The 15,779-nt window shown below is 64.9% G+C and carries 11 protein-coding genes and 1 pseudogene; 5 read left to right on the top strand and 7 right to left on the bottom strand.

The genetic code is table 11. The annotated features are described in order from the left end of the window. Positions 1-159 precede the first annotated feature (159 nt). Genes AC0GNR_RS16405 through rsmA form a run of 3 tightly spaced genes read left to right on the top strand, consistent with a single transcriptional unit; the run spans position 160 to position 4,823 of the window. Positions 160-2,616, top strand: coding sequence for an LPS-assembly protein LptD (locus tag AC0GNR_RS16405; protein WP_472901975.1), 2,457 nt, complete (start codon positions 160-162; stop codon positions 2,614-2,616). Further along, positions 2,609-3,994, top strand: a complete 1,386-nt coding sequence (locus AC0GNR_RS16400) for a peptidylprolyl isomerase (RefSeq protein WP_472901974.1) — start codon at positions 2,609-2,611, stop codon at positions 3,992-3,994. The genes AC0GNR_RS16405 and AC0GNR_RS16400 overlap by 8 nt, the downstream gene beginning before the upstream one ends. A gap of 34 nt (positions 3,995-4,028) precedes the next feature. Continuing rightward, entirely contained in the window at positions 4,029-4,823 is a 795-nt protein-coding gene (rsmA, locus tag AC0GNR_RS16395; RefSeq protein WP_472901973.1) for a 16S rRNA (adenine(1518)-N(6)/adenine(1519)-N(6))-dimethyltransferase RsmA, read from the top strand. Positions 4,824-5,087: 264 nt separating this feature from the next. On the opposite strand, the pseudogene AC0GNR_RS16390 reads toward rsmA, so the two are convergent. From AC0GNR_RS16390 to AC0GNR_RS16360, 7 genes and pseudogenes are all read right to left on the bottom strand, one after another. Continuing rightward, positions 5,088-5,483 (bottom strand): annotated as a pseudogene (locus tag AC0GNR_RS16390) (barstar family protein); the annotation flags it as partial. A 52-nt stretch (positions 5,484-5,535) separates the two neighbouring features. Further along, positions 5,536-5,970 carry a guanyl-specific ribonuclease gene (locus tag AC0GNR_RS16385; RefSeq protein WP_472901972.1) on the bottom strand — a complete coding sequence of 145 codons (435 nt, stop codon included), beginning with the start codon at positions 5,968-5,970 and terminating at the stop codon, positions 5,536-5,538. 220 nt (positions 5,971-6,190) lie between these two features. Further along, on the bottom strand, positions 6,191-8,491 hold the full coding sequence (locus tag AC0GNR_RS16380; RefSeq protein WP_472901971.1) for an NADP-dependent malic enzyme: 2,301 nt from the start codon (positions 8,489-8,491) through the stop codon (positions 6,191-6,193). 170 nt (positions 8,492-8,661) lie between these two features. After that, the gene (locus AC0GNR_RS16375; protein WP_472901970.1) at positions 8,662-9,621 is read right to left on the bottom strand and encodes a 1-phosphofructokinase family hexose kinase; all 960 of its coding nucleotides are present in this window, start codon (positions 9,619-9,621) and stop codon (positions 8,662-8,664) included. Between the two features lie 40 nt (positions 9,622-9,661). After that, entirely contained in the window at positions 9,662-10,237 is a 576-nt protein-coding gene (locus AC0GNR_RS16370; RefSeq protein WP_472901969.1) for an MOSC domain-containing protein, read from the bottom strand. 4 nt (positions 10,238-10,241) lie between these two features. Further along, entirely contained in the window at positions 10,242-11,648 is a 1,407-nt protein-coding gene (locus AC0GNR_RS16365) for an aminopeptidase P N-terminal domain-containing protein (protein ID WP_472901968.1), read from the bottom strand. 72 nt (positions 11,649-11,720) lie between these two features. Further along, on the bottom strand, positions 11,721-12,428 hold the full coding sequence (locus AC0GNR_RS16360; RefSeq protein ID WP_472901967.1) for a nucleotidyltransferase family protein: 708 nt from the start codon (positions 12,426-12,428) through the stop codon (positions 11,721-11,723). A 206-nt stretch (positions 12,429-12,634) separates the two neighbouring features. On the opposite strand from AC0GNR_RS16360, the gene tkt reads away from it, so the two are divergent. Together tkt and gap are read left to right on the top strand one after the other, a co-directional pair. Then, positions 12,635-14,749 (top strand): transketolase, encoded by a 2,115-nt coding sequence (gene tkt / locus AC0GNR_RS16355; protein WP_472901966.1) that lies wholly within the window; start codon positions 12,635-12,637, stop codon positions 14,747-14,749. A 41-nt stretch (positions 14,750-14,790) separates the two neighbouring features. Next, the coding region (gene gap / locus AC0GNR_RS16350; RefSeq protein WP_472901965.1) for a type I glyceraldehyde-3-phosphate dehydrogenase at positions 14,791-15,779 on the top strand (989 nt) is incomplete at its 3' end.

Here is a 15,779-nt window from a genome sequence, read left to right as displayed (position 1 = left end):
TGGCCCATGGGCGCCACAATGAGCGCTGCAACCCGCCTTTGTCTCACCAGCATCCCGCTGTTCTTTGTACTTTTCAGGCTCTGCTGCCGCGGGTCCGCCTCCTCACTCTCTGAGCCCTACGCCTTGAACCGCCGCCCCGCACCGCCGGTCCCTGCCCTTGTGGCCGGGAACCCCCTTGAACCCCGCTTCGTGCGGGCGCCGGTGGCGTGTGCCGTGCGCGGCTTGCTCGCCTGTCTGGCGCTGGGCGCGCTGGCCGCGCCCGGGCTGGTGTGGGCCCAGTCGGGCGATGGCGACGAAGCCTTGACCCCGGGCGCTCAGCTGCAGCCCAGCCCGCTGCTGCAAGAAAACCTGCCCAAATCGGTGCAAGGGCAGTTGCCCACCTTTGTGTCGGGTGATCGCCTGTCGGGCCAGACCGACGGGCTGGTGCTCATTGAAGGCGGAGCCGAGCTGCGCCGCCACGACACCGTGATCCGTGCCGACCGGCTGGAATTTGACCAGGCCACCAACGATGCCCGTGCCGCAGGCAACGTGCTCATCAACCGCAGCGGCAACCGGTACGAGGGCCCCGAGCTGCAGATCAACGTGGAAACCAGCCGCGGCACCTTTGTGCAACCGGCGTTTTCGCTGCTGAAAAACGGCGGTCAGGGCGACGCCAGCCGCATCGACTTTCTCGGCGAAGACCGCATGGCGTCGCACGATGCCCGCTATTCCACCTGCCCGCGCACGCCGGGCCAGAAATGGATGCCCGACTGGCTGGTGCGCGCCACACGGATTGATATCGACAACGTCGAAGAAACCGGACTGGCCACGGGGGGCGTGCTGGAGTTCAAAGGCGTGCCGCTGCTGGGCCTGCCGCTGCTGAGTTTTCCGCTCACCGACAAGCGCAAGTCTGGTGTGTTGCCGCCCACCATCAACATCGACAACATCAGCGGCCTGGAACTGACGCTACCGTATTACCTGAACCTGGCGCCCAACTTCGACGCCACGCTCTACCCCACCTTCATGAGCAAGCGCGGTGTGGACCTGGGCGGCGAATTTCGCTACCTGGCGCCGAGCTACAACGGTGAGGTGCGCGCGGCATTCATGCCGTCCGACCGCTTGCGCGACAGCAACCGCTGGGGTTATTCGGTGCAGCACAACCACCGCCTGCAAGAGCAGGCCGGCGTGCGCCTGCTCGGGCTGGACAGCCCGGTGGGCTTGCGGCTGAACCTCAACCGGGTGAGCGACGACGATTACTGGCGCGATTTCCCGCGTTCCAGCACCTCGCTCACCTCGCGCCTGCTGGCCAGCGAAGCGGTGCTGAACTGGGGGCGCGGCCCCTGGTCGGTGGAGGCGGGCGCTTACCAGTGGCAGACCCTGCAAGACGTGGAGGCACCCATCACGCCGCCTTACGACCGCCTGCCTTCCTTGGCCGTGCGTTATGCGCACAACGACGCCCGCATTGGCGGGCTCGGCGGCTGGGACTGGTCGGTACGCACCGAGATGACCCGCTTCCGGGCCGACGCGGTGGCGGCGGCACCGGACCGGCAAAACGGCACCCGCAGCCTGGCCGTGGGCGAGATCAGCCGCAACTGGCAGGCGCCAGGCGGCTACGTGAAACCACGCCTGCAGTTGCACGCCGCCCACTACCGGCTGGACGATGGGTTGATGGCCGGCAGCCAAAGCGCCTCGCGCGTGGTGCCCACCTTCAGCGTGGACAGCGGGCTGGTGTTTGAGCGCCAGGCCAGCTACTTCGGCCGCAGCTTCACCCAGACCCTCGAGCCACGGGCCTTTTTCAACTGGACGCCTTACCGCGACCAATCGCTGCTGCCCAACTACGACTCGGCCGCCAACGACTTCAACTTCGCATCGATCTACACCGAAAACGCTTTCGGTGGCAACGACCGCATTTCGGACACGCGTGCCCTCACTGTGGGCGCCAGTTCGCGCCTGCTGGACCCCCAAACCGGCGCTGAAGTGGTGCGCGTGGGCATTGCACAGCGCTATCTGCTGCGCGACCAGACGGTGGTGCTCCCCAATGCCGCTGGCTTGCCGGGTGGTGATCCCCTGCTGGAGCGTCTGAGTGACGTGCTGGTGGGCGGGCGCATTCAGTGGAATCCGCGCTGGTCCATGGAAGCCAACGTGCAGTTCAACCCCAAAGAGCGCGAATCGGTACGCACCACCTTAAGCGGGCGCTACACCCCAAGCAAATACCGCGTGCTCAGCGCCGCCTACCGCCTGCAGCGCGGCAGCAGCGAGCAGTACGACATTGGTTGGCAATGGCCGTTGAACGATCTCTGGGGCACCCCGGTGCGCGATGGTGTGCCCGGCCAGGCCCTGGGCGCCGGACAGTGGTACAGCGTGGGCCGCATCAACTACAGCGTGCCCGACCGCAAGGTCGTCGATCTGGTGGCTGGCTTTGAGTACGATGCGGGTTGCTGGCTTGGCCGCGTGGTGCTGGAGCGCTTGCAGCGCAGCAGCGCCAGTGCGAACCAACGCATCCTGTTTCAACTCGAATTCTCAGGCTTCTCACGCATAGGGTCCAATCCACTGAAGACGCTCAAGGAAAGCGTGCCCCGCTACCAGTACCTGCGAGAAGAAATCAACCCGCCGAGCCGGTTCCAACAATATGACTGATCACCTCCTGTTTCCAGCCCGCCCGTCCCGCCTGGCCGTCTTGCTGTTGTGCGCGCCTTTGGTGTTTGGCGGCGTGGCCACAGCGCAGACCTTGCGTCCCTCAACCCAGCTCAACTCGCTGCGCAGCGTGTTGCCCACCGGGCCACAGACCGCCGACTTCATCGTGGCGCTGGTCAACTCAGAGCCGGTGACCAACAACGAGGTGCGCCAGCGCATGTTGCGCGTGGAACAGCAACTGACCCAGCAGGGTGCCGCCATGCCAGCGCGCGACGAGTTGGCTCGCCAGGTGCTAGAGCAGCTGGTGAGTGAGCGCGCACAACTGCAACAGGCCAATGAAATGGGGCTGCGTGTGGACGAGGCCACGCTGCTGCAGGCCGAACAAGCCATTGCCGAGCAAAACCAGCTGAGCCTGGAAGACTTCCGCCGGCGTGTCGCGGCCCAGGGCATGGACCTCAACCGCCTGCGCAACGACTTGCGCAACCAGATCCTGCTGCAACGGGTGCGCGAACGCGAGGTCGAGTCCCGCGTGCGTGTGGCCGAGTCCGACATCGACGACTTCATCCGTGAAAAGCAAACCAACGTCGACCCCAGTCAGCTCACGCTGAACCTTGCGCATGTGCTGGTGCTGGTGCCCGAAGGCGCCAGCGAAGAGCGCGTGCGTGAACTGCAGGTGCGCGCGCAGGCCGTGGCCGACCGCGCCCGCAGCGGGTTTGACTTTGCTGCCCTGGCCCGCGAGTACTCGGATGCGCCCGAACGCGCCAACGGGGGCGTGTTTGGCATGCGCCCCGCCGACCGCTTGCCAGCCTTGTTTGTCGAAGCCGTTGCACCCGTGGCCGCTGGCGGTATTGCCGGACCGTTTCGCAGCCCGGCCGGGTTCCATGTGCTCAAAGTGCTGGAAAAGAGCCAGGCCGGTCTGCCCGACGTGGTGGTGACCCAGACCCGCGCGCGGCATATTCTTTTGCGCGTCAGCCCGCAACTCAGCCAGGACGCTGCCGTGGCGCGGCTCAGCCAGTTCCGCGAACAGGTCGTCTCGGGGCAGGCCAGCTTTCCAGCGCTGGCTCGCGAACACAGCCAGGACGGTTCGGCCCGAGAAGGCGGCGATCTGGGCTGGGCCAACCCCGGGCAATTTGTGCCCGAGTTCGAAGAAGCCATGAACGCCCTGCGCCCGGGAGAAATTTCGCAGCCGCTCGTGTCGCGCTTTGGCGTGCACCTGATCCGCGTGGACGAGCGGCGTGACAACACCCTGAGCCAGCGCGAACAGCGAGAAGTGGTGCGCGGCCTGGTGCGCGAGCAAAAGGCGGGTGAGGCGCTGCAAAGCTGGGCTCAGGATGTTCGCAGCCGGGCGTTTGTCGAATACCGCGAAGCGCCCCAGCTGTGATGCCCGTTGCCGGCAGGCGCATAGGTCGCACCGCATGAAACACATTGCCCGCAAACGCTTTGGCCAGCACTTCCTGACCGATCGCGCCATCATCGACGTCATCGTGGATGCCATCGGCCCGCAGCCTGGCGATGCCATGGTGGAGATTGGCCCCGGCCTGGCCGCCATGACACAGCCCCTGGTCGAGCGCCTGGGTCACCTCACCGTGATTGAGCTCGACCGCGACCTCGCTGCCCGCCTGCGCAGCCACGGGCAGCTGGAGGTGATCGAGTCGGACGTGCTCAAGGTCGACTTCACCGCGCTGTCTGTCCGCCTGAACCCCGAAGGCGGACGCAAGCTGCGTGTGGTGGGCAACCTGCCCTACAACATCTCCACACCCATCCTGTTTCACCTGCTCGACCATGTGGCCGTGGTGCAAGACCAGCACTTCATGCTGCAAAAGGAAGTGATCGACCGCATGGTGGCCAGCCCGGCTTCATCCGATTACAGCCGCCTCTCGGTCATGCTGCAGTGGCGCTACGCCATGGACAACGTGCTGTTTGTGCCGCCCGAGAGTTTTGATCCACCGCCCCGCGTCGACAGCGCCATTGTGCGCATGGTGCCGCTGGCCGAGCCGCCCGCGATCGACATCCGGCTCTACGGCGAACTGGTGCAAACGGCCTTCAGCCAGCGCCGCAAGATCTTGCGGAACACGCTGGGCAAATGGCTGGAAGCCCGCGGTTTTTCAGGCACGTTTGACGTGCAACGCCGCGCCGAAGAAGTGCCGGTGCACGAATACGTGGCCCTGTGCCAGGCCGTGCAGCAAAACACCCCCAACACCCAAGCATGAAAAAGCCGCTGCAAGCAGCGGCTTTAACCTCCCAAGGGCACAGCGGATCTGGCTCTGCCAAGCCGCCGGTGCCGCCCCCTTGGGGGCGACGCCGAATGCGGCGCGGGGGGGCAGCATTCAGGCTGCGGCCAGCCAGTACCCGGCGTTGAACGGGCTGCTCATGCGCAGCGCCATGGGGCTCACGTCGAGCAGCTTGTCCGTGGGCATCGGCTCTTCGCTTTCCACTTCGATCTGCTCTTCGCCCTTGGGTGTGCGGGCCACCGAGAACGAGTAGAAGCAGCGGAATGGAATCTTGCGGTCGCTCCAATAGTCGGCCGCGTCGCGGAAGATGTCGAGCAGTTGCTCGCGCGCTTCCTTGTCGAACTTGGTGTGGGCCGGAATGTGCTCCAGCACCACAATGAAACCCGTTTGCGGTCCCGACTTGTGGACCATGTCGGTCATGCAGTCGTAGAGCGCATCGAAATTTTTGCCAAAGTGTGCGGGCAAGGTGTATTGAGCTGCGATCAACTCCAGCACGTCCTGTTTGCTTTGGGCTTTCGCCAGGTTGGCATACAGGAAGTGATGGCCCAATTGCTCGGCCGAAGCCTGCAGGTCTTTCACGCCATAAGCGCGAATCGACTGAACGATATTGGGGCGTACGTTACGAAGTGGCATGTCCATCTCCGCGTCTCTTTCAAAGGTCAAAGTTAAAAATCCAATCGCCACCCAAGATTCACTGCACGATCAGCCGGAAGCTGTTGTAGTGGTCTTCGGTGTAATAACACGCATCAGGAACCCGGGGCTTCAGCCCTCCGCACACTATTCGCCTGGCACCCCGGTGACTCAGACCCGGGGTGGGTACGGTGTATTCACGGTAAAAACCCCGCTTCTGGGTTGGCAGCAAACGCTCGCGGTTGCCAAACACGGTGCCGTCTTTCTCGTACCGGAATGGCCCACCTTCGCGGATCTGTTCCATCACCTGCCGACCTTGCGGAGGCAAACCAGACCATGTCAGCACAGCCGTGTGGGTGTCGGACGGTGACGGGGGCACTGGTGCCCGGGCTTGCACCCATAAGGTGCTCAGCGTTCCTGTCAGCGCCACGGTCACCACGAGTCCCAAAACCCGTTTGACGCGCCAGCTGTGTGTCCGGATCTGTTTAAGACCCATGAAAATCCCTGCTCCTGATGCAATCAACCCGCCACCTACACCGGCCAAAAGTCGCTAAAAGCGGCTTTTAACCCCGTGTCGGATGGGCGGGTTAACCCTGAAATTCAAGTGTGCTAGTGTGCCTGAAGCGTTACAAAAATGCAAGCCGATGCTGAATAAACAGGCAGGGGTTCGGGTGAAAAATGTGTTGAAAAGTTAGCGCTTGCTTTTTCCCGAGCGATCAGCGGACCACGTTGGCTTCGGCCACGGTCAGGGCCGTCATGTTCACGATGCGGCGCACCGTGGCACTGGCTGTGAGAATGTGCACAGGCTTGGCCACGCCGAGCAACATCGGGCCAATGGCAATGTTGCCGCCGGCCGCGGTTTTGAGCAGGTTGTAGGCGATGTTGGCGGCGTCGATGTTGGGGCAGACCAGCAGGTTGGCGTCGCCCTTGAGGGCCGAGCGCGGCATCATGGCCAGCCGGGCTTCGGCGTCCAGCGCTACATCGCCGTGCATTTCGCCGTCCACTTCCAGCCAGGGTGCATCTTTTTGGAGAATGGCCAGCGTCTGGCGCATTTTGACCGCACTGGGCTGGTTGCTGGACCCAAAGTTGGAGTGCGACAGCAGGGCGGCTTTGGGCGTGATGCCAAAGCGCATCATCTTGCGCGCGGCCATCTGCGTGATTTCGGCCAGCTGCTCGGCGGTGGGGTCGTAGTTGATGTGGGTGTCCACCAGGAACACCTGGCGTCCGGGCAGCATCAGCGCGTTCATGGCGGCGTAGCAGTTGGCGTTTTCGCGTTTGCCAATCACCTGATCCACGTAGTCCAGGTGCAGCTGGGTGTTACCCCAGGTGCCGCAGATCACGCCGTCCACGTCGCCGCGGCGCAGCAGCATGGAGCTGATGAGCGTCAGTCGGCGGCGCATTTCGATCTTGGCCAGCTGCTCGGTCACACCACGGCGTTCCATGATCTGGTGGTAGGTTTGCCACAGTTCGCGGTAGCGGTGGTCTTGTTCGACGTTGACCACGTCGTAGTCCAGCTCTTCTTTCAGGCGCAGACCAAATTTTTCGATGCGCTCGGCGATGACGGCCGGACGCCCGATCAGCGTGGGGCGGGCCAGACCCTCGTCCACCACGATCTGGCAGGCGCGCAGCACGCGCTCTTCTTCGCCTTCGGCGTAGGCCACGCGCTTTCGGGTCGCGGTTTTGGCCGCCGCATAGATCGGCTTCATGATGGTGCCCGAGGCAAACACGAAGCTCTGCAGCTTTTCGCGGTAGGCCGCCATGTCCGTCACGGGGCGCAGGGCCACGCCGCTGTCGGCCGCAGCCTGGGCCACGGCGGGGGCAATCTTCATCATCAAGCGCGGGTCAAACGGCTTGGGAATGAGGTATTCAGGGCCAAAGGCCAGTTTTTCACCGGCGTAGGCGGCAGCCACCACTTCGCTTTGCTCGGCCTGCGCCAGCTCGGCAATGGCGTGCACCGCTGCAATCTCCATCTCGTCGGTGATGGTGGACGCGCCTGCGTCCAGTGCGCCGCGGAAGATGTAGGGGAAGCACAGGACGTTGTTGACCTGGTTCGGGAAATCGGAGCGACCGGTGGCGATGATTGCGTCGTCGCGCACGGCCTTCACGTCTTCCGGCTGGATTTCGGGGTTCGGGTTGGCCAGCGCAAAGATCAGCGGGCGGGCGGCCATTTTGGCCACCATGTCTTTCTTGAGCACGCCGCCGGCCGACAGGCCCAGGAACACGTCCGCGCCTTCAATCGCTTCGCTCAGCGTGCGCTGGTCGGTTTTTTGGGCGAACTGGATCTTGTCCTCGTCCATCAGCTCGGTGCGGCCCTCATAGACCACACCGGCCAGGTCGGTGACCCAGATGTTTTCACGCGGGATGCCCAGCTTGACCAGCAAGCCCAGACAGGCGAGCGCCGCAGCGCCGGCGCCGGAGGTGACGAGCTTGATGGTTTTGGGGTCTTTGCCGGCCACTTTCAGGCCGTTGAAGATGGCCGCGCCCACCACGATGGCGGTGCCGTGCTGGTCGTCGTGGAAGACCGGAATCTTCATGCGCTCGCGCAGCTTGCGCTCCACATAAAAACAGTCGGGCGCCTTGATGTCTTCCAGGTTGATGCCGCCGAAGGTGGGCTCCAGGCTGGCGATGATGTCGACCAGTTTGTCCGGGTCTTTTTCGTTGATCTCGATGTCGAACACATCGATGCCCGAAAACTTCTTGAACAACACCGCCTTGCCTTCCATCACAGGCTTGGCCGCCAGCGGACCGATGTCGCCCAGGCCCAGCACGGCGGTGCCGTTGGTGATGACGGCCACCAGGTTGCCGCGGCTGGTGTACTTGAAGGCGTTGTTGGGGTCGGCCACGATTTCTTCGCAGGGCGCGGCCACACCGGGCGAGTAGGCCAGTGCCAGGTCGCGCTGGTTGGTCAGCTGCTTGGTGGCCGCAATCGCCAGTTTGCCGGGGGTGGGGAACTCGTGGTATTCGAGCGCAGCCCGCTTGAGTTCGGCGCGCTTGTTCTCTTTGTTTTCCGGGGTCATGGGCTTGTCTCCTGACGAATCAATTTATTGCAATGTGAAAGCGTGTTGCGCATTCTAAATCTTCAGGGGGAAAAACCCCAGTCCGTAGAAGCGCGTAGCGGTTGATGCGGCCGTGACATTTTCGGTGGGAATCGCCTGTCCGGTGGAAACGGTGCGGGATTCAGGGCCGTTCACAAGGGGGTTGTCTGCACCTGGGCAAACAGCTGTTGCGCATCTTCTTTGCAGCACAAACCCGTGCTGACGCTGAGCAGCGCCGCTGACCCGGCTGCCACACCCCAGGCAAAGGCATCGGTCAAGGGGCGGTGGTGTTGCAGCGCCCAGACCATGCCACCCACAAAGCTGTCGCCCGCGCCCACCGCGCTGGCCACCTGGATGGGCAGTGGGGGGGCATTCCAGGCGCCGTCGCGCGTGACCAGCAGCGCACCCAGATGCCCCAGCGTGAGCGCCACCACCTCGGCCTGGCCACGCGCCACCAGGGCAAGCGCGGCGGCGTGCCACTGCGCTGGCGTGTCCAGCGTTTGCCCGCACAGCTCGGTCAGTTCGCGCAGGTTGGGTTTGACGAGGTACACGCCTTCGGCCAGCGCGGCAGCCAGCGCGGGGCCGGCGGTGTCGAGCACCAGGCGTGCGCCGCGCTCACGGCACAGGCGCGCCAGCCGGGCGAAAAAGTCTGTGGGCACGCCGGGGGGCAGGCTGCCGCTGGCCACCAGCAGGTCGGGAAAGTCGGGCATGGCTTCCAGGTGGCTCAGGCAGGCTTGCCATTCGGCGTCGCTCAGCGTGGGGCCGGGCATCACAAAGCGGTATTCGGCGCCGGTGGCGTGTTCGTGCACGGTGAAGCTGACCCGGGTTTCACCCGCAATCGGCAGGAACACGCCGTGCATGCCTTCTTGCGCCATGCGGGCCTGCAGCCACTGGCCCGACGAGCCACCGGTGGGGCACAGCGCGGTGCACTGGCCGCCCATGCGGGCGAGCACGCGTGCCACGTTGATGCCGCCGCCGCCGGCGTCGTGCAGCGTGTCGGTGCAGCGCAGTTTGTGGGTGGGTACCACGCGCTCGGTCTCGGTTGACAGGTCAACCGACGGGTTCATGGTGAGGCAGAGGACGCGCAGGGGTGGGGAGGTTGGGGCAGACATGCGGTGTTTCTACCGCAAAACACCGCGCGGGCGGGCGGATTCAGCGCAGGTGTTTGAGGCGCTTGGCCGCAAAGGCGTCCAGCACGCTCAGGCCGCGCACGCCGGGCGCCAGCGTGAACGGCTGGCCAGCTTCCACATGGCCGGGTTGCACCACCGACAGGTAAAAGCCGGGGCAGGCGTGTTCCATCATCAGCCGCCCCGCGTGGGGCAGCCCCATGACGGCGTTGAACTTGAAGCAGGGTTCGCGCGGTGCCGTCACGCGCAACACGCAGTCGGGGAAATGCAGGGTGTCGCCGATCCACACCTCGCGTTCCAGCAGCCCGGCCAGGCTGAGGTTTTCGCCCATGAAGCCGGGCGGCAGTGCTTCGTTGAAGAGGCTGGCACCGTGGTCAAGCCGCTGCGCCTGCCAAAAGGGCAGGTGTTCGGTGGGGTAGGCGTACACGGCCTTGTCCAGCCCGCCGTGCACGCTGGGGTCGGCCTGCTCGTCGCCTTGCAGCCCGAGCCGGCCCACGCTCACACAGCCCGGCACAGCGGTTTTGCCAATGGCCGACAAATAGTTGCGGCTGCCGATACGCAGTGGCCGCGCGCTGCCGGTGTTGACGCTGAGAACGCGCACCGCTTCAGCCGCGCATCAGTGCTTCGATCTCATCGGCTTTCACCGGCACGTCGCGGCTGATGAGTTCGCAGCCGGTTTCGGTCACGATGGCATCGTCTTCGATGCGGATGCCTATGTTCCAGAATTCGCGTGGAATGCGGTCGCTGGGGCGCACGTACAGGCCGGGCTCGATGGTGAGCGCCATGCCGGGGCGCAAGATGCGGCTGGGTCGGTCTTTGATGGTTTCACCGCTCAACGGGTCTTTGCGCTCGTTTACTGTGCCCAGCTCGGAGGGCTCCACGTAGCTGCCGCAGTCGTGCACGTCCATGCCCAGCCAGTGGCCGGTGCGGTGCATGTAGTGGGCGAAATAGTGGCGGTGTTCTATGGCGTCTTCCAGCGTGCCGACCTGGTTTTTGTCGAGCAGGCCCAGGTCGAGCATGCCCTGGGTGAGCACCTTCACCGTGGCTTCGTGGGGGTCCACAAAGCGGTTGCCCGGTTTGGTAGCCGCAACGGCTGCGTCCTGGCTGGCCAGCACCAGGTCGTACAGCGCGCGCTGCGGCCCGGTGAAGCGGCCGTTGGCCGGGAATGTGCGGGTGATGTCGGAGGCGTAGCCGTCGAGCTCGCAGCCGGCGTCGATCAGCACCAATTCGCCGTCGCGGATGGGTGCGTTGTCGGCCCGGTAGTGCAAGACACAGGCGTTGGCGCCAGCGGCCACGATGCTGCTGTAGGCCGGGTATTGCGAGCCGTGCTGGCGGAACTCAAACAGCAACTCGGCGTCCAGGTGGTATTCGCGCACGTCTTGACCGGCACGCAGCATGGCGGCACTGCGCTGCATGGCGCGCACGTGAGCGCGTGCGCTGATCTGCGCGGCGCGCTTCATGATGCCCTGCTCGTGCGCGTGCTTGATCAGCCGCATTTCGTCGAGCACGCCGCACAGGTCGCGCTGCACGTCCGGGCACAGCGCGCCGTAGCGCACGCGGGAGCGCACGCTCTGTAGCCAGCCGTCGACCCGGCCTTCCAGCCCCTTGTGGGTGGCAAACGGGTACCAGACGGTGTGGCGGTTTTCCAGCAGCCGGGGCAGGCGCTGGTCCAGTTCGGTGACCGAAAACGCCTGGCTCACGCCCAGGTGGCTGGGCGCTGCTTCGGGGCCCATGCGGATGCCGTCCCAGATTTCGCGTTCCAGGTCTTTGGGCTGACAAAACAGCGTGGTTTCGCCGTCGGCGGTGATCACCAGCCAGGCGTTGGGCTCGGTGAAACCGGTCAGGTAATAGAAGTAGCTGTCGTGGCGGAACAGGAACTCGCTGTCGCGGTTGCGCGAGCGCTCGGGCGCGGTGGGCACGATGGCAATGCCGCCGGCACCCAGTTGGGCGGCCACGCGGGCGCGGCGTTCGGCGTACAGATGGAAGTGGGTGGTGGTGTCCATGGCCGACATTGTGCGGCTTTTGGATCGCCCTTGCCCTGCCTGGGACGTGCCTCTGGGTCGGGTGCCGTGGTCCGGCCCGGGTCAGCGCGCCGGCGCGTTCAGCTCGGCAAGCCGCTCGGGTGTGCCCACGTCGGTCCAGGCGCCGGTGTAGAGCTCGGCGCTCACCCGCCCGGCGTCCATGGCCTTGCGCAGCAGGGGCGCCAGCGGCTCGGCGGTGCCCTGTGGGTTGCCCGGAATGGTGTCGCACCACGGGGCTTCAAACAGCGCGCGCCGGTACAGACCGATGGTGCTGTAGGTGAATTTCTCTTCGGCCTCGTTCAGGGCGAGGCCGTCAGCGATGAGGCCAAAGTCACCGCGCGGGTTGTGTGGCGGGTTGGGCACCAGCCAGATGTGGGCCAGCTGCTCACTGGCGGCGAAGCGGGCCACGCTGCCTTCGGTGAAGGCGAAGTCGGGCGCAAACACGTCACCGGCCAGCACCCAGAACACATCGCCTAGTAAGGGCAGCGCGCGCGAAATGCCGCCTGCGGTTTCCAGCGCGTAGCCAAAGTCCTGGCCTTCGTGTGAAAACGCAATCTCGGCGCCCGGCTGTTGCTGCGGCCAGTCGGCATACCGCTGCGCAATCTGTTCACCCAGCCATTCGGTGTTCACCACCACGCGAGAAAAACCGCCCCTCAGCAGCGCTTCCATGGGCCACTGCATCAGCGGTTTGCCCCGCACCGGCAGCAAGGGTTTGGGCGTGTGGTCGGTCAGCGGGCGCATGCGCATGCCGCGCCCGGCGGCCAGCAGCATGGCAGGAACGGAGGGGGGTGAGGTGCGCAACATAGGGTGTCCAGCGGTGGGGTGATCCAGACGAGCTGGAGCGGTTGAATTATGTGCGAGGGCTGCGCTTTGCAGGCATGCCCGGCCGCCGTTTGGGTGAGGGGGCTCAACGGCCCGATAAAATCAGCGGTTTGGCGCATTTGCGCCGCCATCCCCACCACCCATTGGTCCTCCCCATGTCCGACGCCGCCAGCACCCCTTCCAGCACCGCCCCTGTTGAAGCCCCGATTGCCGCCCCCGTGGCTGCAGCCGCGCCCAGCGTGTCGGCCCAGACCCAGGCCAACGCCATCCGCGCGCTTGCCATGGACGCGGTGCAGGCCGCCAACTCGGGCCACCCCGGCGCACCCATGGGCATGGCCGACATGGCCGTCGCGCTGTGGGGCCGCCACCTGCGCCACAACCCGACGAACCCGCAGTGGGCCAACCGCGACCGCTTCGTGCTGTCCAACGGCCATGGCTCGATGCTGATCTACGCGCTGCTGCACCTGACCGGCTACAAGCTGCCCATGCAGGAGCTGAAAAACTTCCGCCAGCTGGGCAGCAAGACCGCTGGCCACCCCGAAGTTGGCCACACGCCCGGCGTGGAAACCACCACCGGCCCGCTGGGCCAGGGCATCACCAACGCGGTCGGCATGGCGCTGGCCGAGAAGCTGCTGGCCAGTGAGTTCAACCGCGAAGGCCACACGGTCGTTGACCACCACACCTACGTGTTCCTGGGCGACGGCTGCCTGATGGAAGGCATCAGCCACGAGGCCGTGGCCCTGGCCGGCGCCTGGAAGCTCAGCAAACTGGTCGCCCTGTACGACGACAACGGCATCTCGATCGATGGACAGGTCGCGCCCTGGTTTATTGACGACACGCCCAAGCGTTTCGAAGCCTGCGGCTGGAACGTGATCCGCGCGGTGGACGGCCACGACGCCGACGCTGTGGACGCCGCCATTGCCGCCGCCAAAAACAGCGCCGACAAGCCCACGCTGATCTGCTGCAAGACCGCCATCGGCAAGGGCAGCCCGAACCGGGCCAACACCGCCAAGGCCCACGGCGAGCCGCTCGGTGCCGAAGAGATCAAGCTCACCCGCGAAGCGCTGGGCTGGCCGCACGCCCCGTTCGTGATCCCGAAAGACGTGGCCGCCGCCTGGGACGCCAAGGCCGCAGGCAAGGCCTTTGAGGCTGCCTGGAACACCCAGTTCGCCGCTTACAAGGCCGCCTTCCCTGAGCTGGCCAAAGAGTTTGTGCGCCGCATGAAAGGCGACTTGCCCAAGCAGTTTCACCAAGTGGCTGTCGACGCCGTGCTCGCGGCCCACACCAAGGGTGAGACCGTGGCCAGCCGCAAGGCCAGCCAGATCGCGCTGGAAGCTTTCACCGCCGCGCTGCCCGAGCTGCTGGGTGGTTCGGCCGATCTGACCGGTTCCAACCTAACCAACACCAAGTCCACCCCCAACCTGCGCTTTGACCTGGCGGGCAACGTGGTGAAGAACGAGGCTGGCCAGGGCGGTCGCCACATCAACTACGGCGTGCGCGAATTCGGCATGGCAGCCATCATGAACGGCGTCGCGCTGCACGGTGGTTTCATCCCTTACGGCGGCACCTTCCTCACGTTCAGCGACTACAGCCGCAACGCCATCCGCATGGCCGCGCTGATGAAGCAGCGCGTGATCCACGTGTTCACGCACGACTCCATCGGCCTGGGTGAAGACGGTCCGACGCACCAGTCGGTCGAACACGCCGCCAGCCTGCGCCTGATCCCCAACCTGGACGTCTGGCGTCCGGGCGACACGGCCGAGACCGCCGTCGCCTGGGCCGTGGCCCTGCAAAACAGCAACAAGCCGACCGCGCTGCTGCTGAGCCGCCAGAACCTGCCCTACGCGCCCAAGCACGAGCTGGGCGACATCAGCCGTGGCGCCTATGTGCTGGCCGAGCCCAGTGAAGTGGGCCTGAAAAAGAAGGCCCAGGCGGTCATCATCGCCACCGGCTCTGAAGTGCAACTGGCCCTGAAAGCGCAAGAGCTGCTGGCCAAAGAACACAAAATTGCCGTGCGCGTGGTGTCCATGCCCAGCACCACCACCTTTGACCGCCAGGACACCGCCTACAAGGCCGGTGTGTTGCCCAAGGGCCTGCCCCGCATCGCGGTGGAAATGGGCTCGACCGATGGCTGGTGGAAATACGGCGTGGCCGCTGTGGTGGGCCTCGACACCTACGGCGAGTCGGCCCCGGCGCCGGTGCTGTTCCAGCACTTTGGTTTCACGCCTGAAAACGTGGCCGATACGGTTCGCACCGTGTTGGCGAAGTGACCCGCTTTCTTTAACTTTTTGACACCTCAGGAGTACAGGATATGACCATCAAGATCGGTATCAACGGTTTCGGCCGCATCGGGCGCAACGTGCTGCGCAGCGCGATCCAGAACTTTTCGGACATCGAAGTCGTCGCCATCAACGACCTGCTGGAGCCCGATTACCTGGCCTACATGCTGCAATACGACAGCGTGCACGGCCGCTTCAAAGGCACCGTCAAGGTGGAAGGCGGCAACATTGTGGTCAACGGCAAGACCATCCGCCTGACGCAAGAGCGCGACCCCGCCAACCTGAAGTGGAACGAAGTCGGTGCCGACATCGTGGTCGAGTCCACCGGCCTGTTCCTGGACAAAGTCACCGCCCAGAAACACCTGGACGCCGGCGCCAAAAAAGTCATCCTGTCTGCGCCCTCCAAAGACGACACCCCCATGTTCGTGTTTGGCGTGAACGACAAAACCTACGCCGGCCAGGCCATCATCAGCAACGCCAGCTGCACCACCAACTGCCTGGCCCCTGTGGCCAAGGTGCTGAACGACAAATGGGGCATCAAGCGCGGCCTGATGACCACCGTGCACGCAGCCACCGCCACGCAAAAAACCGTGGACGGCCCGAGCAACAAAGACTGGCGCGGTGGCCGCGGCATTCTGGAAAACATCATTCCCAGCAGCACCGGTGCCGCCAAGGCCGTGGGCGTGGTCATTCCCGAGCTGAACAAGAAGCTCACCGGCATGTCTTTCCGCGTGCCCACCTCCGACGTGTCGGTGATCGACCTGACCGTGGAGCTGAACACCGAAGCCACCTACGCTGAAATCTGCGCCGAAATGAAGGCCCAGAGCGAAGGCGCCCTGAAGGGCGTGCTGGCCTACACCACCGACAAAGTGGTGGCCACCGATTTCCGTGGCGAAACCTGCACCAGCGTGTTCGACGCTGATGCCGGTATCGCGCTGGACAGCACCTTTGTGAAGGTGGTGGCTTGGTACGACAACGAGTGGGGTTACTCCAACAAGTGCCTGGAAATGGTGCGCGTGGT

The organism is Hydrogenophaga sp. LT287, from assembly GCF_055702805.1.
This window is presented reverse-complemented; position numbering and strand designations above follow the sequence as displayed.